16 protein-coding genes are annotated in these 19,289 nt (G+C 72.3%); 12 read left to right on the forward strand and 4 right to left on the reverse strand.

The features are described 5' to 3' along the window. Positions 1 to 49 precede the first annotated feature (49 nt). Positions 50 to 1,348, reverse strand: coding sequence for a sugar ABC transporter substrate-binding protein (locus OG990_RS09115; RefSeq protein WP_328416193.1), 1,299 nt, complete (start codon positions 1,346 to 1,348; stop codon positions 50 to 52). A gap of 233 nt (positions 1,349 to 1,581) precedes the next feature. Between OG990_RS09115 and OG990_RS09120 the strand changes: the two genes are divergently transcribed. The 5 genes from OG990_RS09120 to OG990_RS09140 all read left to right on the forward strand — a co-directional run bounded on the left by OG990_RS09120 (position 1,582) and on the right by OG990_RS09140 (position 8,658). After that, a complete protein-coding gene (locus OG990_RS09120) occupies positions 1,582 to 2,781 on the forward strand; it encodes an ROK family protein (RefSeq protein ID WP_406079824.1) in 1,200 nt (399 codons plus the stop codon). Between the two features lie 204 nt (positions 2,782 to 2,985). Beyond that, positions 2,986 to 5,619: a discoidin domain-containing protein gene (locus OG990_RS09125; RefSeq protein WP_406079825.1), complete on the forward strand. Its 2,634-nt coding sequence runs from the start codon at positions 2,986 to 2,988 to the stop codon at positions 5,617 to 5,619. Positions 5,620 to 5,865: 246 nt separating this feature from the next. After that, on the forward strand, positions 5,866 to 6,222 hold the full coding sequence (locus OG990_RS09130; RefSeq protein WP_328416200.1) for a YciI family protein: 357 nt from the start codon (positions 5,866 to 5,868) through the stop codon (positions 6,220 to 6,222). A gap of 2 nt (positions 6,223 to 6,224) precedes the next feature. Continuing rightward, positions 6,225 to 7,433, forward strand: a complete 1,209-nt coding sequence (locus tag OG990_RS09135; RefSeq protein ID WP_406079828.1) for an RNA polymerase sigma factor — start codon at positions 6,225 to 6,227, stop codon at positions 7,431 to 7,433. A gap of 91 nt (positions 7,434 to 7,524) precedes the next feature. Beyond that, positions 7,525 to 8,658, forward strand: a complete 1,134-nt coding sequence (locus tag OG990_RS09140; RefSeq protein WP_406079829.1) for a glutamate--cysteine ligase — start codon at positions 7,525 to 7,527, stop codon at positions 8,656 to 8,658. 13 nt (positions 8,659 to 8,671) lie between these two features. Here OG990_RS09140 and OG990_RS09145 read toward each other — a convergent pair whose 3' ends face one another. Together OG990_RS09145 and OG990_RS09150 are read right to left on the reverse strand one after the other, a co-directional pair. Next, entirely contained in the window at positions 8,672 to 10,456 is a 1,785-nt protein-coding gene (locus OG990_RS09145; RefSeq protein ID WP_406079830.1) for an N-acetylglutaminylglutamine amidotransferase, read from the reverse strand. Between the two features lie 157 nt (positions 10,457 to 10,613). Next, complete coding sequence (locus tag OG990_RS09150; protein WP_328416208.1) at positions 10,614 to 11,042, reverse strand: MarR family winged helix-turn-helix transcriptional regulator; 429 nt, start codon at positions 11,040 to 11,042, stop codon at positions 10,614 to 10,616. Between the two features lie 56 nt (positions 11,043 to 11,098). On the opposite strand from OG990_RS09150, the gene OG990_RS09155 reads away from it, so the two are divergent. Then, positions 11,099 to 12,919: an ABC transporter ATP-binding protein gene (locus tag OG990_RS09155; RefSeq protein WP_406079832.1), complete on the forward strand. Its 1,821-nt coding sequence runs from the start codon at positions 11,099 to 11,101 to the stop codon at positions 12,917 to 12,919. Between the two features lie 39 nt (positions 12,920 to 12,958). Here the strand turns inward: OG990_RS09155 and OG990_RS09160 are convergent, their stop codons facing one another. Further along, the gene (locus OG990_RS09160; protein WP_406079834.1) at positions 12,959 to 13,729 is read right to left on the reverse strand and encodes a TetR family transcriptional regulator; all 771 of its coding nucleotides are present in this window, start codon (positions 13,727 to 13,729) and stop codon (positions 12,959 to 12,961) included. Between the two features lie 108 nt (positions 13,730 to 13,837). Between OG990_RS09160 and OG990_RS09165 the strand changes: the two genes are divergently transcribed. The 6 genes from OG990_RS09165 (at position 13,838) to OG990_RS09190 (ending at position 19,281) form a co-directional block, all read left to right on the forward strand. Further along, positions 13,838 to 14,773: an ABC transporter ATP-binding protein gene (locus OG990_RS09165; RefSeq protein WP_328416211.1), complete on the forward strand. Its 936-nt coding sequence runs from the start codon at positions 13,838 to 13,840 to the stop codon at positions 14,771 to 14,773. Further along, positions 14,770 to 16,395: an ABC transporter permease gene (locus OG990_RS09170; RefSeq protein WP_406079835.1), complete on the forward strand. Its 1,626-nt coding sequence runs from the start codon at positions 14,770 to 14,772 to the stop codon at positions 16,393 to 16,395. The genes OG990_RS09165 and OG990_RS09170 overlap by 4 nt, the downstream gene beginning before the upstream one ends. Positions 16,396 to 16,583: 188 nt before the next feature. Continuing rightward, positions 16,584 to 17,537 (forward strand): endonuclease domain-containing protein, encoded by a 954-nt coding sequence (locus tag OG990_RS09175; protein WP_406079836.1) that lies wholly within the window; start codon positions 16,584 to 16,586, stop codon positions 17,535 to 17,537. A 348-nt stretch (positions 17,538 to 17,885) separates the two neighbouring features. Continuing rightward, positions 17,886 to 18,380 (forward strand): hypothetical protein, encoded by a 495-nt coding sequence (locus tag OG990_RS09180; RefSeq protein ID WP_406079838.1) that lies wholly within the window; start codon positions 17,886 to 17,888, stop codon positions 18,378 to 18,380. Continuing rightward, positions 18,377 to 18,664 carry a transcriptional regulator gene (locus OG990_RS09185; RefSeq protein ID WP_355607168.1) on the forward strand — a complete coding sequence of 96 codons (288 nt, stop codon included), beginning with the start codon at positions 18,377 to 18,379 and terminating at the stop codon, positions 18,662 to 18,664. Before OG990_RS09180 ends, OG990_RS09185 begins: the two co-directional genes overlap by 4 nt. Positions 18,665 to 18,732: 68 nt before the next feature. Next, entirely contained in the window at positions 18,733 to 19,281 is a 549-nt protein-coding gene (locus OG990_RS09190; protein WP_406079840.1) for a hypothetical protein, read from the forward strand. Positions 19,282 to 19,289 lie beyond the last annotated feature (8 nt).

Here is a 19,289-nt window from a genome sequence, read left to right on the forward strand (position 1 = left end):
GGCCGTGGCCGGGCTCAGCACCCGACCACGGCCACCGGCGACGCCTCGGTCAGCGCATCTTCTGCTGCGCGTCGGTCAGCTTGGCCTTCACCGATTCCTCGGTGACCGGCTTGCCGCTGGCCGCGTCGGCGAACAGCTCCTTCATCGCGGTGCCGACCAGGGTCTCGAAGGTGCTCTCCTCGGGCACCTGCGGCAGCGGGGCCGCGGTGGTGACCAGGGTCTCCTGGATCGTCTTCTGCTCCACGGCGGTGAACGCCGGGTCGGAGCCCGCGGTCTTCACCGCCGGCAGCGACCCGTACGTGCGGTTGAGGATCGTCTGCTCCTCGTCGCTGGTCATGAACTTCACGAAGCTCAGCGCGCCGTCACGGTTCTTGGTGTGCTTGAAGACCGCCATGTTGATACCGGCGACCATGCTGTTGACCTTCTTGCCGCCGGCCGGCGGGCTGGCCAGGAACGGCACCGGGGCCACCCCGTACGCGTCGGCGGGCATGTTCTGCGTCTTCAGGTTCGAGCCGGCGGACTGCCAGAGCAGCATGGCGGCCTTGCCGTTGGCGAAGTCGGAGACCGACTGGTTCTGCGCGTACTCGGCGTTGCTCGGGTTGGTGATCTTGTCGGCGGCCATGAAGTCGATGTAGCGCTTGATCGCCGAGACGTTCTGCGGGGTGTCGAAGGTCGGCTTGCCGGCCGAGTCGAACCACTCGCCGCCGTACTGCTGGCTGAAGGTGAAGGCGTGGTGGGCGTTCTCCGACGGGTTGGCCCCCTCGATCGCCAGGCCCCACTTGCCACCAGTGCTGAGCTTCTTGCCGTACTCGGCAAGCTGCTCCCAGGTGGTCGGCGGTGCGGTGATGCCGGCGTCGGCGAACGACTTCTTGTTGTAGTACAGGCTGTAGGCCATGCTGTAGAGCGGCACGGCGGCTGGCGGCTTGCCGGGGGCGCCGGCGGCGGCGAGCGCGGCGGGCACGATGCGGTCCTTGCCGCCGACGGCCTGCAGGGTGGCGTCGTCGAACTCGACCAGGGCGCCGGTGGCCTGCAACGAGGCCGACCAGGTGTTGCCGATGTTCACCACGTCCGGGCCCTTGCCGGAGGCGGCGGCGGCGAGCAGCCGGTTGAGCAGGTCCGACCAGGGGACCACCTCGACGTTGACCTTGATGCCGCTCTGCTTCTCGAACTTGTCCAGCTCCGGCTGGAGGATCGTCTTGTCGGCCTCCAGGCTGGCGCCCTGGTTGCTGGCCCAGTAGGTGAGGGTCTTGCCCGATCCGGCGGAGTCGTCGCCGGAGCCGCCGCAGGCGGTCAGCGAGGCCGCGGCCAGTACGGCGGCGGTGAATATCCCGAGGTGTCGTCTCGACACGGTCAGCCCTTCCGGTACGTGGTGGGGGTCCGCCGACCTCCGTCGTCGATAGGGGTGGGCGACGGACGGCCGGCTGCGGACGGGATTTCGGGGTGCGCCGCCGGGGTCCGGTGGCGTTTCCCGGGAGTTACATCACGGCTTAATGAATGTCGTCATTAAAGTTGCTGTCCAGTGGGTCGTCAAGCACGGGCCGGTTACAGTCGCTCGAACGACCGACGGGATCGAGGTGCCGAGTGGAGCTGGCGCGAGCCACCAACCGGAGCGTCCGGCTGCGCAACAGGTCTGCCCTGCTGACGAAGCTCTTCCTCGACGCCCCGCTCACCCGGCAGGACCTGGTGCGCAGCACCGGGCTGAGCCAGCCGGCGGTGAGCAACGTGGTGGCCGACCTGATCGACGAGGGGCTGGTCGCCGAGGCCGGCGCCGCCGAGTCCGACGGGGGCCGACCCAGCATGCTGCTGCGGGTCGCACCCCGGTTCGCCTTCGTCGTCGGGGTGGACGTGGGCGAGACCCGGGTCCGGGTCGAGCTGTTCGACTTCGCGATGACCCTGCTGGCCAGCGTCGAGTACCCGCTCGACCCGGCGCGCACCGAGCCCGACGTGGTGGCCGGGCACGTGCTGGCCGGCATCGACGCGGTGACCGGCCAGGCCCAGGTCGCCACCAGCGACGTGCTCGGCGTCGGGATCGGCGTCTCCGGGGTGGTCGAGCAGGGCACCCAGGCCGTGGTGCACGCCCAGGCCCTGGGCTGGGACCGGGTGCCGCTGGAGCGCCTGATCGGCGCCGGCACCGACCTGCCGCTGCACATCGACAACGGCGCGAAGACCCTCGGCCAGGCGGAGATGTGGTTCGGCGCCGGCCGGGGTGCGCGGCACGCGGTCTTCGCGCTGGTCGGCTCCGGTGTCGGCGCGGCGGTGGTGACCAACGGCGCCACCTACCGGGGCGCGTCCAGCAGCGCGGGGGAGTGGGGGCACACCACCCTGGTGTACGGCGGCCGGGCCTGCCGGTGCGGCGCGCGCGGCTGCCTGGAGGCGTACGTGGGCGCGGAGGCGATCATCGACCGCTACCGGGAGGCACGCCGGGGCCGGCCAGTGCCGGGCGAGGATGAGGAGTCCCAGCTCGCCGCCCTGGTCGACGCCGCCGCGACCTCGGCCACCGCCCGACGGGTGCTGGATGAAACCGCTGGCTACCTCGGCGCCGGGGTGGCCAACCTGATCAACCTGTTCAACCCGGAGCGGGTGGTGCTCGGCGGTTGGGCGGCGATGGCGCTGGGCGACCTGCTGCCGGCCGTCCGGGAGGCCGCCGGCCGGCAGGCGCTGCGCCAGCCGTACGAGCAGGCGTCGATCGAGCTGTGCCGGCTCGGGGTGGACGCCGTGGCGTTGGGTGCCGCCACGCTGCCGATTGCCCGGTTCCTCACCGAGGGTGGCGTACGCCGCTGAGGGGCAATTCGCCCACAACAAACCTTCGGGATAAATAACAGTGTTATAGATCGATGTCTTGACGCCGTCGCAATCGCGCCGCAACACTCCTACGAGAGCGCTCTCCGCCCCGCGGCGTCGCATCGGCGGCACCACCCACGGCACCACGGGCGAGCCCGATCCCACCCGCGCGTCGTCCGTAACCCCCTATCGACAGGCGATGTCATGACATCTCGCGCTACATCCGCACGCCCGCGTCCCCGGCGTGCCGTCCGACACCTGCTCCTCGGGCTCACCGTGGCCCTGGTCGCGGCGCTCACCCCGGCCGGCGTCCCGACACCGGCGCAGGCCGCCCCCACCCTGCTGTCGCAGGGCCGCCCGGCCACCGCCTCGTCCACCGAGAACGCCGGCACCCCGGCCGCCGCCGCCGTCGACGGCAACACCGGCACCCGCTGGGCCAGCGCGTTCAGCGACCCCCAGTGGCTCCAGGTCGACCTGGGTGCCCGGGCCACCCTCAGCCAGGTGACCCTGCAGTGGGAGGGTGCCTACGCCCGCGCCTTCCAGCTCCAGACCTCCGACGACGGGGCCACCTGGACCACCATCTACTCGACCACCACCGGCGCCGGCGGCACGCAGACCCTCGCCGTCACCGGCGCCGGCCGGTACGTGCGGATGTACGGCACCGCCCGGGGTACCGGCTACGGCTACTCGCTCTGGGAGTTCCAGGTCTACGGCGAGACCGGCGGCAGCACGCCCACCTGCGGCAGCACCAACGCCGCGCAGGGTCGCCCGGTTACCGCCTCGTCCACCGAGAACGCCGGCACCCCCGCGTCCGGCGCGGTCGACGGCAACGCCGGCACCCGCTGGGCCAGCGCCGCCAGCGATCCCCAGTGGCTGCGCGTCGACCTCGGCAGCACGCAGTCGATCTGCCGGGTGGTGCTCACCTGGGAGGCCGCGTACGCCCGGGCCTTCCAGCTCCAGACCTCGGCTGACGGCAACACCTGGACCACCATCTACTCGACCACCACCGGCGCCGGCGGCACGCAGACCCTCGCCGTCACCGGCAGCGGTCGCTACCTGCGGATGTACGGCACCGCCCGGGGCACCACCTACGGCTACTCGCTGTGGGAGCTGGCCGTGAACACGACCGGTGGGACCAGCGAGCCGCCGGTCGACCCGACCGACCCGCGCAACCCGAACCTCGGTCCGAACACCTTCGTCTTCGACCCGAGCACCCCGACCGCCACCATCCAGAGTCGACTGAACACGCTCTTCACCCAGCAGGAGACCAACCAGTTCGGCCCGCAGCGCTACGCGGTGCTCTTCAAGCCCGGCACCTACACCGCCGACGTCAACCTCGGTTTCTTCACCCAGGTCGCCGGCCTCGGCATGAGCCCCGACGACGTCAACCTCAACGGGCACGTCCGGGTGGAGGCGGCCTGGTTCGGCGGCAACGCCACCCAGAACTTCTGGCGCGCGGCGGAGAACCTCTCGGTCACCCTGCCGGCCGGGGTGAGCGTCGAGCGTTGGGCGGTGTCCCAGGCCGCGCCGTACCGGCGGATGCACCTGCGCGGCGCGCAGAACCAGATCCAGCTCTGGAACGGCGGCGACGGCTGGTCCAGTGGCGGCCTGATGGCCGACACCCGCGTCGACGGCCTGGTCGTCTCCGGCTCGCAGCAGCAGTGGTACTCGCGCAACAGCGAGTTCGGCAACGGCTGGACCGGCTCGGTGTGGAACATGGTCTTCCAGGGCGTCACCGGCGCACCACCGCCGAGCTTCCCCAACCCGTCGCACACCGTCATCCCGCAGACCCCGCAGGTACGGGAGAAGCCGTTCCTGTACGTCGACGGCACCGGCGAGTACCGGGTCTTCGTGCCGGCACTGCGGAACAACTCCACCGGCACCAGCTGGTACGGCAAGACCCCGGCCGGCTCGTCCATCTCACTGTCGCAGTTCTTCATCGTCCAGCCCGGCACCAGCGCGGCCACCATCAACGCGGCCCTGGCCCAGGGCAAGCACCTGCTCTTCACGCCGGGTGTGCACCACGTCACCGAGCCGATCCAGGTCAACCGGGCCGACACGGTGATCCTCGGCCTCGGCCTGGCCACCATCCAGGCCGACAACGGCAGCGTCGGGATGCGGGTGGCCGACGTGGACGGTGTGAAGGTGGCCGGCATCATGTTCGAGGCCGGCACGACGAACTCGCCGGTGCTGATGGAGGTCGGGCCGACGGGCTCGGCGGCGAGCCACGCCGCGAACCCGACCTCGTTGCACGACGTGTTCTTCCGGATCGGTGGACCGCACGTCGGCAGGGCCACCAACACGCTGACCGTCAACAGTGACAACGTGATCGGTGACCACATGTGGCTGTGGCGGGCCGACCACGCGGCCAGCGGCGTACCCACCGGGTGGACGTTGAACACCGCCGACACCGGGCTCACCGTCAACGGCGACAACGTCACCATGTACGGCCTCTTCGTCGAGCACTACCAGAAGTACCAGACGGTCTGGAACGGCAACGGCGGGCGGACGTACTTCTACCAGAACGAGATGCCGTACGACCCGCCCAACCAGGGCGCCTGGATGAACGGCGCGACCCGGGGGTACGCCGCGTACAAGGTGGCCGACTCCGTCACCAGCCACCAGGCGTGGGGGATGGGCAGCTACTGCTACTTCAACGTGAACCCGGCGGTCATCGCCGACCGGGCCATCGAGGCGCCCACCAACCCGAACGTGCGGTTCACCAACATGGTCACCGTCTCGCTCGGTGGCGTCGGCACCATCAACCGGGTGATCAACAACACCGGCGGCACCGCCAACGCGGCCAACCAGCAGGTGTACCTGACCACCTACCCCTGACCGGGGCACCCGACCGGCCCGGTCGCGCCGTCGACCGGGCCGTGCGGGTCGCACCGTGGGCCGAGCCGGCCCGGTCCCGCCGAGACCGGGCCGGCCCGGTCGCGCCGCACCCCCGCCGACACCGCGCCGTCGCGCCGGCGGGAATCCGGCCGAATCTTTTCCAGCGGTATGTCGATCCGGGCGAGGGGCGTTCGTGTGGAGGATGAGGGGTCGGCGACGGGCCGGCCGCCCCCGCAAGGAGGAACGATGACGCTGTACCTGCTCAGCATCCACCAGCCCCAGGGTGAGCTGCCGCCGGACCCGGAGTTCCTGGCCGGGGTGATGCGTCAGCTCGGCGAGCTGCACGACGAGTTGGTGGGGGCCGGGTCGTGGGTCTTCGGGCAGGGCCTGCACGGCCCGGAGACCGCCACCGTGCTGCGCCCCCGCGACGGCGAGGTGCTGGTCACCGACGGGCCGTTCGTCGAGGGCAAGGAGCACCTGGGCGGCATCACCATCATCGACGTGCCCGACCTGGACGCCGCCCTGGACTGGGGCCGCCGCTACGCGCTGGCCACCACGCTGCCGATCGAGGTACGCCCGTTCCAGGGTGGAGCCGGGGACTGACCGTGCAGAACGTGGAGGCGGTGTTCCGCGCGGAGTACGGCCGCGCGGTCGCCGTCCTGGTCCGCCTCCTCGGCGACATCGACCTCGCCGAGGAGGCCGTCCAGGAGGCCTTCACCATCGCGGTACGGCGGTGGTCGCAGACCGGTCCGCCGCCCAGCCCCGCCGGCTGGATCATCACCACCGCTCGGAACCAGGCCATCGACCGGCTGCGCCGGGAGGCGTCCCGGGCCGACCGGCACGCCCAGGCGGCCCTGTTGTACGCGGCCGACGTACCCGCCGAGGAGGGACCGGTGCGCGATGACCGGCTACGTCTGATCTTCACCTGCTGCCACCCGGCACTCGCACCGGCCTCCCGGGTCGCGCTCACCCTGCGCCTGCTCGGCGGCCTGAGCACCGCCGAGATCGCCCGCGCATTCCTGGTGCCCGAGCCGACCATGGCGCAGCGGCTGGTCCGGGCCAAGTCGAAGATCCGCAACGCCCGGATCCCGTACCGGGTGCCACGCGACGCCGACCTGCCCGACCGGCTGCACGCCGTGCTCGCGGTGCTGTACCTGATCTTCAACGAGGGGTACACGGCCAGCGCCGGGCGGCGACTGGTCCGCGCGGAGCTGTGCGCCGAGGCGATCCGGTTGGCCCGGCTGCTGGCCGAGCTGATGTCGGACGAGCCGGAGGCACTCGGCCTGCTCGCGCTGATGCTGCTCACCGAATCCCGCCGGGACGCGCGGACCACCGCCGCCGGCGAGCTGGTGCCACTGCCCCGACAGGATCGGGGCCGCTGGGACGCCGCGCTGGTCGCCGAGGGGCAGGCGCTGGTCCGCCGCTGTCTGCGCCGCGACCGGCCGGGGCCGTACCAGATCCAGGCCGCGATCGCCGCCGTGCACAGTGCCGCTTCGCGCGCCGCCGACACCGACTGGGGCCAGATCCTCCAGTTGTACGACCAGTTGTCGGCGGTCGCTCCCGGCCCGGTGGTGGCGCTGAACCGGGCGGTCGCGCTCGCCGAGGTGGCCGGACCGGCGGTGGCGCTGGCCGAGGTGGACCGCCTCGACCTGGACGGCTACCACGTGCGGTACGCGGTCCGTGCGGACCTGCTCGCCCGGCTCGACCGGGGCGGGGAGGCCGCCGCCGAGTACCGGACGGCCGCCGCGCTGACGGACAACGCGGCCGAGCGGGCCTTCCTCGCCGGGCGTGCGGCGGCCGTGTCACCGGGCTGACCGTGCGTTTGCCGGCGGGGCGGGCCGGGAAACCGAGGCACCCGCCGGCCGGGGCGTCGAGCCCCGGCCGCAGGAGCAGATGGAGGGCGCCATGACGTACCGTCCGGCGGCCGCCGCAACCGTGCCCGACCTGAGCGCCCTCACGCTCGGCGTGGAGGAGGAGTTCCTGCTGCTCGACCCGGACAGCGGGCGGAACCTGCCGGTGGCCGACCAGGTGCTGGCCGCGCTGCGCGGCTCGGCCCGGGAGCAGAGCCGGCAGGAGTTCCGGCACAGCATGGTCGAGATGGTCACCCCGGTCTGTGCCGACCTCACCGATCTGCGCGCGCACCTGGTGGCACTGCGCCGATCCGCCGTCGAGGCGGCCGCGGCGGCGGGTGCCCGGCTGGTGGCGGTCGGGGCCACCCCGGTGGCCGAGCCGCACCGGACGGTGCCCGACAAAGCGCGCTACCACGCGATGTCGCGCCGGTACGGGCCGGTGGCGCACGACCCGGCCGTCTGCGGCTGCCACGTGCACGTCGGGCTGTCCGATCGCGAACTGGCCGTGCAGGTCTGCAACCACCTGCGGGTGTGGCTGCCGGTGGTGCAGGCGATCACCACCAACTCGCCGCTGCACGACGGGCACGACACCGGCCACGCCAGCTGGCGGTCGATGCAACTGGAGCGCTGGCCCAGCATCGGCCCGACGCCGTACTTCGACTCGCTCGCCGACTACGACCGGACCGTCGACGAGTTGATCGCCGCCGGCATCATGCTCGACGCCGCGATGGTCTACTGGTACGCCCGGCCGTCGTCGGCGTACCCGACAGTGGAGGTGCGGGTGGGCGACGTCTGCCCGGAAGTGGACGACGCCGTGCTGGTCGCCGCGCTGGTCCGGGCACTGGTCGCCGCCCTCGCCGACGACGTACGCGGCGGTGTGCCCGCCCCCCGTACCCGCGACTGCCTGGTCGCCGCGGCGCACTGGCGGGCCGCCCACGACGGCCTCGACGGTGAGCTGATCGACCTGCGCGCCGGTGGGACCAGGCCGGCCTGGGTGCTGGTCGACGAGCTGATGACGATGATTGCCCCGGCCCTGCTGCGGCACGGGGATCTGGGCTATGTGCTGGGGCAGCTGGCCCGGCTGCGCCGCGAGGGCACCGGCGCGACCCGGCAGCGGCGGGTGCTGGAGCGCACCGGAGACCTGCGGGCGGTCATCGATGACCTGGCCGCCCGCACCTCCGCCGGCTGACCCGACCCCCGGCTCAGCGGATGTCGTGCGACTGGAGCCAGAGTTCCAGGAGGCCGAGCTGCCACAGCTTGTTGCTGCCGGCCGCCGCCTCGGCCCGGTCCGGCTCGGCGAGCAGACGCGCCACGTACTCCGACCGGAACAGGCCCCGCTCGCGCGCGGCCGGCGCCTGCAACGCCTCGGCCACCAGCTCGCGCACCGGCCCGTCCACGTTGCGCAGCGCCGGCACCGGAAAGTAGCCCTTGGGCCGGTCGATCACCTCGGCCGGCAGGACCTCCCGGGCGACCTCCTTCAGCACGCCCTTGCCGCCCTGGGCCACCTTGTGCTCGGGCGGGCAGTGCGCGGCCAGGGTGACCAGGTCCTGGTCGAGGAACGGCGTCCGCACCTCAAGGCCCCACGCCATGCTCATGTTGTCCACCCGCTTGACCGGGTCGTCGGGCAGCATCAGGTGGGTGTCCAGGCGCAGCACCGCGTCCAGCGCGCTCTGTGCCCCGGGCGCGGCGAGGTACCCGGCGAGCAGGTCGCGGCTGGCGTCGTGGTCCAGCACGTACGCCGGGCCGACGATCTGGCGCAGCTCGTCGTGGTCGCGGTCGAAGAACGCGGCGGCGAACGTCTCGGCCGCGCCGTGCCGGGGCGCCTCGACGAGCGGCTGGTGGTAGCCGTAGCCGGCGAACACCTCGTCGGCGCCCTGCCCGGACTGTGCCACCTTCACGTGCCGGGCCACCTGCTCGGACAGCAGGTGGAAGGCGACCACGTCGTGGCTGCCCATCGGCTCGGCCATCGCCAGGACGGCGCGTCGCAGGGCGGGCACCAGGTCGTCGTCGGCCAGCCGGATCCGGTGGTGGTCGGTGTCGTACGCGCGGGCCACCAGGTCGGAGTAGTGGAACTCGTCGCCGGACTCGTCGCCGCGGCTGTCGAAGCCGATGCTGAACGTCCGCAGGTGCTGCTGGCCGGCCTCGGCGAGCAGCGCCACGATGAGGCTGGAGTCCAGCCCTCCGGAGAGCAGCACCCCGACCGGCACGTCGGCGACCAGCCGCCGGCGTACCGCCGTGCGCAGCGCGTCTCCGATGGCGGCCCGCCAGTCGGCGGTGTCCATCCCGGCGTCGGCCGGTTCCCGGACGTAGTCCGGACGCCAGTACACCTCCTCCCGGCCGCGCCCGTCCGCCTCGATGACCCGCAGGGTGGCCGGTGGCAGCTTGCGGACGCCGCGCAGCACGGTCCGCGGCCCGGGCACGATGGAGTGCCACGACAGGTAGTGGTGCAGCGCCACCGGGTCGACGCTGGTGTCCACGTCGCCGGCGCGCAGCAGCGCGGGCAGGGTGGAGGCGAACCGGAGCCGGCCGGGGGTCTCGGCGAGGTACAGCGGTTTGATGCCGAGCCGGTCGCGGGCCAGCACCAGCCGCCGCCGGGCACGGTCGACCAGCCCGATCGCGAACATGCCCACCAGGTGGTCGACGAAGCGTTCACCCCAGTGCGCGTACGCCACCAGGATCACCTCGGTGTCGCTGGTGGAGTGGAACGCGTACCCGGCGTTCCGCAGCTCCTCGCGCAGCTCCGGGTAGTTGTAGATGCAGCCGTTGAAGACCAGCGCCAAGCCCAGGTCGTCGCGGACCATCGGCTGTCCGCCCGCGTCGGACAGGTCGATGATGGTCAGCCGGCGATGCCCCAGGGTCACCCAGCCGTCGGTGAACAGCCCCTCGCCGTCCGGGCCGCGCGAACGCATCGCCTCGGTCATCCGGGTGACCGCCGCGGCGTCGGGCTGCCGACCGTCGAACCGTGCCTCCCCGCTGATCCCGCACATCAGGCGGGGCGATGGGTCAGGTGGGACACCAGCGGCACGGCCATCCTCCTGTCGCGTCGCCCGGCCGGTCGGGGCCGGTCCCGTCGACCGGACGGGGCCGCTGGCTACCCGGGCGCGGGGTGGGCAAACCCCGTCACCGCCGAGGCGCCTGCCGTGCTCAGCCGAGCAGGGTACGCAGGATGCGGGCGAACTGGGCGCGGTCGGCGTCGTCCAGGTGGCCGAAGAAGCGATCCGCCTCGGCCCGGCGCGCGGCCCGGATGGCTGCGCTGACCCGGTTGCCCTCGTCGGTGAGCGCGACCAGGGTCGCCCGCCGGTCGGCCGGGTCGGGTCGGCGTTCGACGAGCCCACGGGCCTGGAGGTCGTCGATGACCTCGGTGGCCGAGCGGGGCGCGATGCGCAGGTGCTCGGCGATGCCGCCGGGGCGCAGCTCACCGTGCCGGGCCAGCACCCCGAGCGCCCGGGACTGGCTGGGTGTGACGTCCCACGGCGCCAACGACTCCCGCGCCTGTCGGCGCAGCCGCCCGGCCACCGCCCAGAAGGTCTCCGCCAGGCTCTCGTCGTCGCCGTCCGCCGTGCGCTCCGTCACGGGGAATACGGTAGCAGGGGATGCCGTTGTTCCCTCATGATGAGGTAACCTCAGCAATGTACCCGACGAGAGGCAGTTCCCCCTTGGAACCCACCCCCACCGGCCGCGACCGCGGCCACCGCACCGTCAGCGCCGACGAGAAGGCGCAGGCCCGCCAGGTGTCGTTGCGCCGCATCGGCCGGCTGTTCACCGCCCACCGGCCCGCGCTGGCCACCGTCACCGCGATCATCGTGGCCTCCTCGATCATCGCGATGGCCACCCCGTTCCTGCTGCGTGCCGTCATCGACCGGGCACTGCCGCAGGGCGACGTGACCCTGCTGGTCTGGCTGGTCCTCGGCATGGTCGCGGTGGCCGCCGTGACCGCCGCCCTCGGCGTCGTCCAGACCTGGATCTCCACCCAGGTCGGGCAACAGGTCATGCACCGGCTGCGCACCGACGTCTTCAGCCACCTCCAGCGGCAGTCGCTGGGCTTCTTCACCCGGACCCGCACCGGCGAGGTGCAGTCCCGGATCACCAACGACATCGGTGGCATGCAGTCGGTGGTCACCTCCACCGCCACCGCCGTCGCGTCCAACCTCACCACCGTGATCGCCACCGCGGTCGCGATGGTCGCACTCTCCTGGCAGCTCTCCCTGGTCTCGCTGGTGGTGCTGCCGCCGGCGATCTGGCTGACCCGCCGGGTCGCCCGGATGCGCCGGGAGATCACCGCCCAGCGCCAGCGCGAACTCGCCGACCTCAACGTCACCGTCGAGGAGGGGCTGTCGATCAGCGGCGTGCAACTGGCCAAGACCCTCGGCACCGGGCCCGCGCTGATCGACCGCTTCACCGCCTCGTCGGCCCGCCTGGTCGACCTGGAGCTGCGCAGCGAGCTGGCCGGCCGCTGGCGGATGGCCTCGATGAGCATCATCTTCGCCGCCGTACCGGCGGTCATCTACCTCGCCGCCGGCCTGCCCGGCACCGCCGGCACGCTGAGCATCGGCACCCTGGTCGCCTTCACCGCCCTGCAGGGCGGCCTGTTCCGGCCGCTGATGGGGCTCCTCAACGTGGGCGTCTCACTGACCGCCTCGCTGGCGCTGTTCGCCCGGATCTTCGAATACCTGGACCTGCCGGTCGACGTGGCCGACCCCACCGAACCGGTCCGCCTCGACCCCACCCGGGTACGCGGGCACCTGCGCCTGGAGGACGTCACCTTCGGCTACCCGGGCAGCGACACCGCCGCGCTCGCCGGGATCACCCTGGACGTGCCCGCCGGCACCAGCCTCGCCCTGGTCGGCGAGACCGGTTCCGGCAAGAGCACCCTCGCCGGGCTGGTCAGCCGCCTGCACGACCCGACCGCCGGCCGGGTCACCGTCGACGGCGTCGACCTGCGGGACCTGCGACTGGCCGACCTGGCCGCGATCGTCGGCGTGGTCAGCCAGGAGACCTACCTGCTGCACACCACCGTTCGGGAGAACCTGCGCTACGCCCGGCCGGACGCCACCGACGTGGAGATCGAGGACGCCGCCCGCGCCGCACAGATCCACGACCTGATCGCCGGCCTCCCCGACGCGTACGACACCGTGGTCGGCTCGCGCGGTCACCGGTTCTCCGGTGGCGAGAAGCAGCGGCTGGCCATCGCCCGCACGCTGCTGCGCGACCCGCGCATCCTGGTCCTCGACGAGGCCACCAGCGCGCTGGACACCGAGACCGAACGGGCCGTGCAGCGGGCGTTCGACGTGCTCGCCGAGGGGCGTACCACGATCACCATCGCGCACCGGCTCTCCACCGTCCGCGACGCCGACCAGATCGCGGTGCTCGACCACGGCCGGATCGTCGAGGCCGGCACCCACGACAGCCTGCTGCACCACAACGGCCGCTACGCCACCCTGGCGGCCTGACCGATCGGGAGGCGGTTCACAACCGTCTCGGAACAGTCGCTAAACCGTCTCATTACTGTCGTCCAGGTGTCGGTAGACGGTGGCCCGCGAGACACCCAGAGTGGTGGCGATGGCGTTCACCGAATGCGTTCCCGCCGCGTGCATCCGCCGAGCCGCCTCGACCTGCTCCCGGCCCAGTGCCCGCGGCCGCCCCGGTTGCCGTCGGCGGGGAGTCGCCCCGGCGCCCGGTGCTGCCGCTACCAGGGGTGCGGCGTCCGGGGGTGCGGGCGGCATGGCCAGCAGGCGGCGTACGCCGTCGAGCATGTCGGCGCGCAGCACCTCGTCCGGCACGTCGGTGAAGAAGACGATCGGGTCACTGCACGCGGCGACCGCCTGGACCGCCCGGACCCGTTCGCGGCGTCCAGCGTCCGGCCCGGCGATGAGGTCGTTGGCCCGCATCGCGATCCCCATCAGGCGGTGGTACGTGTCGCCCCGGCCGACCAGCGCGATGTCGTGGAAGAGCATGCCGAGCGGCCGGCGGTGGGCGAGCATGGTGTCCACCCAGCCCTCCAGAACCGTCCACCGGGCCTGCTCGGTCGGCTGCCCCTGCGCGGCGTCGAGCAGCGCCTCCAGGTCGGCCACCAGCGGCTCGACCAGTGCTGCGAGCAGGTGCTCCTTGGCCGGGAAGTGGTACAGGATCGCAGCCTTGGTCAGCCGCAGCCGCTCGCCGATCTGGCGCAGCGAGGTGCGCTGGTAGCCGTGCTCCGCGAAGAGGTCGAGCGCGGCGCGCAGGATCCGGGTGCGGGTGTCGTCCGCGGGATCGGCGGTCATGCCGGCCAGCCTAGCCGGCCCTGACCGGTGGCAGACCTCACCGTTGATTCGACTGACCGACGGTCAGTACAGTGAGGACGGTCGACGCATCCAATGGCAGGAGGGGCGATGCCCGTCATTTCGATCGGCAACCTGGTCAAGACGTTCGGCGGCATCCGGGCACTCGACGGGCTCGACCTGCGGGTCGAGCCGGGGGAGGTGCACGGCTTCCTCGGGCCCAACGGAGCCGGGAAGTCCACCACCATCCGGATCCTGCTCGGGCTGCTCCGCCGCGACTCCGGCGACGCGCGGGTGCTCGGCGCCGACCCGTGGCGCGACGCGGTGCGCCTGCATCGCCGCCTGGCGTACGTGCCGGGCGACGTCAGCCTCTGGCCGAACCTCTCCGGCGGGGAGGCGATCGATCTCCTGGGTGACCTGCGCGGCGGCCTCGACCGGCGTCGCCGTGACGAGTTGCTGCAGCGCTTCGACCTGGACCCGACCCGCGCGTGCCGCACGTACTCCAAGGGCAACCGGCAGAAGGTCGCCATCGTCGCCGCCTTCTCCTCCAACGTGGAGTTGTACGTGCTCGACGAGCCGACCTCCGGCCTCGACCCCCTGATGGAGGCGGTGTTCCAGGACGAGATCCGGCGGATCAAGCAGGCCGGTGCCACCGTGCTGCTCTCCAGCCACGTGCTCGCCGAGGTCGAGGCGCTCTGCGACCGGGTCAGCATCATCCGCGAGGGTCGTACCGTCGAGTCCGGCAGCCTTGCCGAGCTGCGCCACCTCACCCGCACGACGGTGATCGTCGAGACGGCCCGGCCGGTGACCGGCCTGGACGCGCTGCCCGGCGTGCACGGCGTGCACGAGGTCGACGGGCGTACCCACCTGGAGGTCGACCCGGCGCACTTCGACGAGTTGCTCGGCCAGCTCATCCGCTTCGGCGTCCGCGCGCTGACCAGCACCCCACCCACCCTGGAGCAGCTGTTCCTGCGCCACTACGGCGAGGAGCAACCCGCCGCCGACGATCACCAACCGGCCGAAGCCCCGCAGGCCGGTGCCCGATGACCGCCCTCACCGGCACCCGCCAGCTGGCCCGTCTCGTGCTGCGCCGCGACCGGGTCCGCCTCGCGATCTGGGTCCTCGGCACGCCCCTGCTGGGCTACGCCCTCGCCGGCAGCGTCGCCGGTGTCTACCCGGACGAGGCGGCCCGCCACGGCTACGCCGCCACCTCGGCGTCCAGCCTGGTCGCCCGAGCCTTCAACGGCCCCATCGCCGGCGCCGACCTCGGCGCCGTGGTGGTCGCGGAGACGTACGTGACGTTGGCCCTGATCGTCGCCCTGCTGAGCACCTTCACGGTGGCCCGGCACACCCGGCAGAACGAGGAGACCGGCCGGGCGGAGCTGCTCGGCGCTTCCGTGGTCGGCCGGTACGCGCCGCTCACCGCCGCGCTGCTGGTCGTCGTCTCGGCGAACGTGCTGGCCGCGGCCCTGCTCACGCTCGCTCTGGCCGGCGCCGGCCTGCCGCTGGCCGGCTCCGTCGCGGCGGCCGGCGCGGTCGGCGGGGTCGGGGTGGCCTTCACCGGCGTCGCCGCGGTCACCGCGCAACTCTCGGTCACCTCCCGGGGCGCCAACGCGCTCGCCGCTGCCGTCGTCGGGCTCTCCTTCGTGCTGCGTGCCGCCGGCGACGTGCTCGGCGACTCCGGCGCCGACGGCACCCGGGTGGAGAGTGCCTGGCCGTCCTGGCTCTCGCCGCTCGGCTGGGGCAACCAGGTGCGGGCCTTCGCCGGAGAACGTTGGTGGGTGCTCGCCCTGCCCGTCGTACTGCTGCTCGCCGGGGTGGCGCTGGCGTACGCCCTCGCGGAGCGACGGGACCAGGGCGCCGGGCTGGTCGCCCCTCGGCGCGGGCCGGCGACCGCTGCGGCGCGGCTGCTCAGCCCTGCCGGGCTGGCCTGGCGGATGCAGCGCGGCACGCTGCTCGGCTGGGCGGTCGGGGTGGCCGTGCTCGGCCTCTCGATGGGCGTCGCCGCCGACGAGTTCAACGCGATGATCGACCAGAATCCGGCCGCCGCCGAGGCGATCAACGCGATGGGCGGTGGCACCGACCTGGTCGACGCGTATCTGGCCGCGATGCTCGGGCTGTTCGCGTTGACGATCGGGGCGTACGTGGTGCAGGCCATGCTGCGGGTACGCGGCGACGAAGCCGACGGGGTGCTGGAGGCCGCCCTCGCCACCGCGGTGAGCCGTACCCGATGGCTCGGCACCCAGGTGCTCGCCGCGGCGCTCGGCGCGGTCGCCCTGCTGTTGCTCGCCGGCCTGACCACCGGGATCGGCTACGGCCTGGTCACCGGCGACCCGCTCGGCGCGGCCATCGAGTTGGGAGGGGCCGCACTACTGCGGCTGCCGGCTCTGCTCGTGGTGGCCGGAGTGGTGACCGCGCTCTTCGGCCTGCTGCCCCGCCGGTCGGTGGTGCTCTCCTGGACGGCGCTGCTGGTCTTCCTGCTCCTCGGGCAACTCGGCGCGGTGCTGGAGCTGCCGCAGGCCGCGCTCAACCTCTCGCCGTACACCCATGTGCCGTCCGTGCCCGCGGTCGACCTGGCGGTGCTGCCGCTGGTGGTGCTCGCCGGCGTGGCGGCGGCGCTGCTAGCCGTCGGCGTCGCAGCCTTCCGCCACCGCGACGTCCCAAGCTGAGCTGCTTTCGTGATCGTTGGCAGCTGAGCAACTCGACACGCCGACGCCTGCCCTGCTGACCTGCCACCGATCGGTCCGGCTAGCAGAAATCGAGCGGCGGTGGGCGCTGTCCACAGGTTGGTGGGTGTGCACAGGGGCGAGGTGGAGGGGGTTGCGGGGGAGTGGGGTGGGGCGACACGGTCGGTGGCGTGAATCCGGTGCTGCGGGAGTTGGTAGCGCTTGGCGCGGGGCTGGTGACCCGTGAGGCTGCCAGGCAGGTGTTGCCGCGGTGGGCGTTGCAGCAGGCTTGCCGTAGCGGCGATCTGGTGCGGGTGCTGCCCGAGGTGTTCGTAGCGGCGCACCTGGTTGCTGCTCGGCCCGGCACCCCTGCCCTGAGTCGACTCGACCCTGCTCTGGGTGAGCGCGCGGCTCTCGCCTGGGCCGAGGGTTGCGGCGCACTCAGTCACCTCAGCACGCTCAGCGCATGGGGGCTGCGCCAGCAGGCGGTCGGCGAGCTGGTGCATCTGAGCGCACCGGCGGGCTCCGGCCTGCGCACCCGACCCGGTGTGGTGGTGCACCGACGCCAGGGCCTCATCCTCGAACCGCCACAAGTGGTGGCCCGGCGAGGGCTGATGGTGACCCGCGTTGAGCAGGCCCTCGTCGACTCATGGCCGACGTTGCCGCCAACCGAGCGGCGGGCACCGGTGATCCGAGCGGTCAACGATCGGCTGACCAAGCCCGAGCGGCTAGCCATCGCCCTGGGAAATGTGCCGAAGTTGATCGGCCGGGCGGCGCTCCGAACGCTGCTGACCAGGCTCGCCGGCGGCTGCCGCAGCCCGCTGGAGATCTGGGGGCACGAGCACGTCTTCACCGGCCCGGGGATGCCGGCGTTCCGCCGGCAGGTCCCGATACGCGTTGGGCGGCGCACCATGTACCTCGATATGCTCGCCGAGTGTGAGCAGGTCAACATCGAGCTCGACGGCGCCACCACGCACGGCGACCCACGCCAGCGGGAGATTGACCTGCGGCGCGACGCGCTGTTGGCGACCATCGGGATCCTGGTGGTCCGCTTCGCCCACCGCCGGCTGGTTCACGAGGCCGACGCGGTACGCCGCGAAACCTTGGCCATCCTCGCGACCCGTCGGGCGGGCGCGATCGCCTGAGCTGGTGCGACGAGCGCGTGCCGGAAGCGGCACGAGACCAGGTGCGGGTGGAATGCGAGGGCGGTCCCCGGCATCTCACGATCGTCGAGCGGCGGCGGCCGTGGGGTGCGAACACTGGCCCGGAGTGGACGAGTTTCCCCATCGCACGGCTGCGATACACGAAGACCACCGGCGCCTAGGCCCTGGACTACCGGGACCGGGATGTGCGGTTTCACCGCTAAGCCCCTGCCCGGCCGTCCGTCGACGTCAGCATCCTGTTCGACGAGATCGGCCGTGACCCCACCGGCATCTTCTGGGGCTGATGGCTCGGGCGTCCGCACCGGCCAGCGTTGGGCCTATCACTTGCACGTGTGGAAAGTGGTCATTAAGCTTTCCGACGTGGAAAGTATTGATCTGGAGGAACAGCTCAAGGCGGCCGAGCGCGGTGCCGCCGCGCCCTACGTCAGCTATCCGCCCACCCCGTGGTGGTACGCGCCTTCCGTCGGCGCCTGGGCCGCTGCCATGATCGGCACGTTCACCTGGTGGCGCGAGAACGCGGCCCTGTTCCTGGCGTCGCTCGCCGCCCTGATCGCCGTCGAGGCCCTGTTCGTTGTCTGGATGCAGCGTCGGCACGGCGCGCTCCCGATGCCGGGCAAGGGAACGCCGCCCGTCGAGATCGCCGGAGTGTGGCGTGGATACCTGGCTGGCCTGGCGGGGGTCATTCTCCTCGTCGGGCTCGTCTGGTGGCTGGTCGGCGTCCCGGCTGCCGCCGGGGCGGCGTTCGTCCTCGTGACGGTTGGCCTGGCGGTCTACGAGCGCCGTTACGCCGTAGCTGCCGCCACGACCCGGGCACGCCTTCGATGATCGATGGACTGGACCCGATCATCCACGTGCCCAAGCGTCTGGCGGCCATGGCCGTCCTGGCCAACGCCTCCTCGGTCTCGTTTCGGTTTCTGAAGGACCACCTGCAGATCAGCGAGTCGGATCTGTCAAAGCAGATGTCCACACTGGAAGCGGCTGGCTATGTCAGCTCGACAAAAACCGGTCGTGGCCGTGGGGGTAGTACCACCTATCGGATAGCTCCGGCCGGGCAGCGAGCGTACGAGCAGCACTGCGCGGCGTTGAGGGCACTGATCGGCGGCGCGTAGCGCTGGTGTGCACCGGCATGGCACGCCGCGGCTGGTGGGGCTTGCCCGGTGCTGGCAGCCTCTGCGTCGTGGGCACCCTTCTGACGCAGCTTCCGGCACTCCTCGGCGTCCTGGTCGGCGCCCTGGGCACGATCCTCGCCACCTCGCTGGCCGACCGGGCAAGGTGGCGGCGCAGCCAGAGCATCCGGTGGGACGAGCGGCGGCTCGACGCGTACGTCGAGTACGCGCATGCCATCAAGGAGAGTCACGCGGTGGCGCTGCGGATGACGGCCGATCACCGGCCGGGATCGCACAGCCACCCCATCGACCGGGAGGACGGGCTGACCCGGTTGGCCGAGGCGGACGCCAGGCGCACCATCGTCTGGGAGAACCTGCTGCTGCTCGGCGACGAGCCGACGGTCGCCGCCGCCGCTGTCTGGCGGGACGCGGTCTGGCAGGTCGAACGGCTCGCTCGCGGGATCGTCGACCCGCCGCCGGACATCGCCGTCATGCTCACCCGGGTCAACGAAGCCCGTGACGCCTACTACCGGATGGCCCGGCGCAGCCTCGGCGTCCGGGGTGGATCGGTGGAACAGTCGTCGGCCTTGCAGCAGCGCTTCTCGACCGATCGACCGTGACATCCGAC

The organism is Micromonospora sp. NBC_00858 (assembly GCF_045207365.1).
In the GTDB taxonomy this organism is placed as follows: Bacteria; Actinomycetota; Actinomycetes; order Mycobacteriales; family Micromonosporaceae; genus Micromonospora.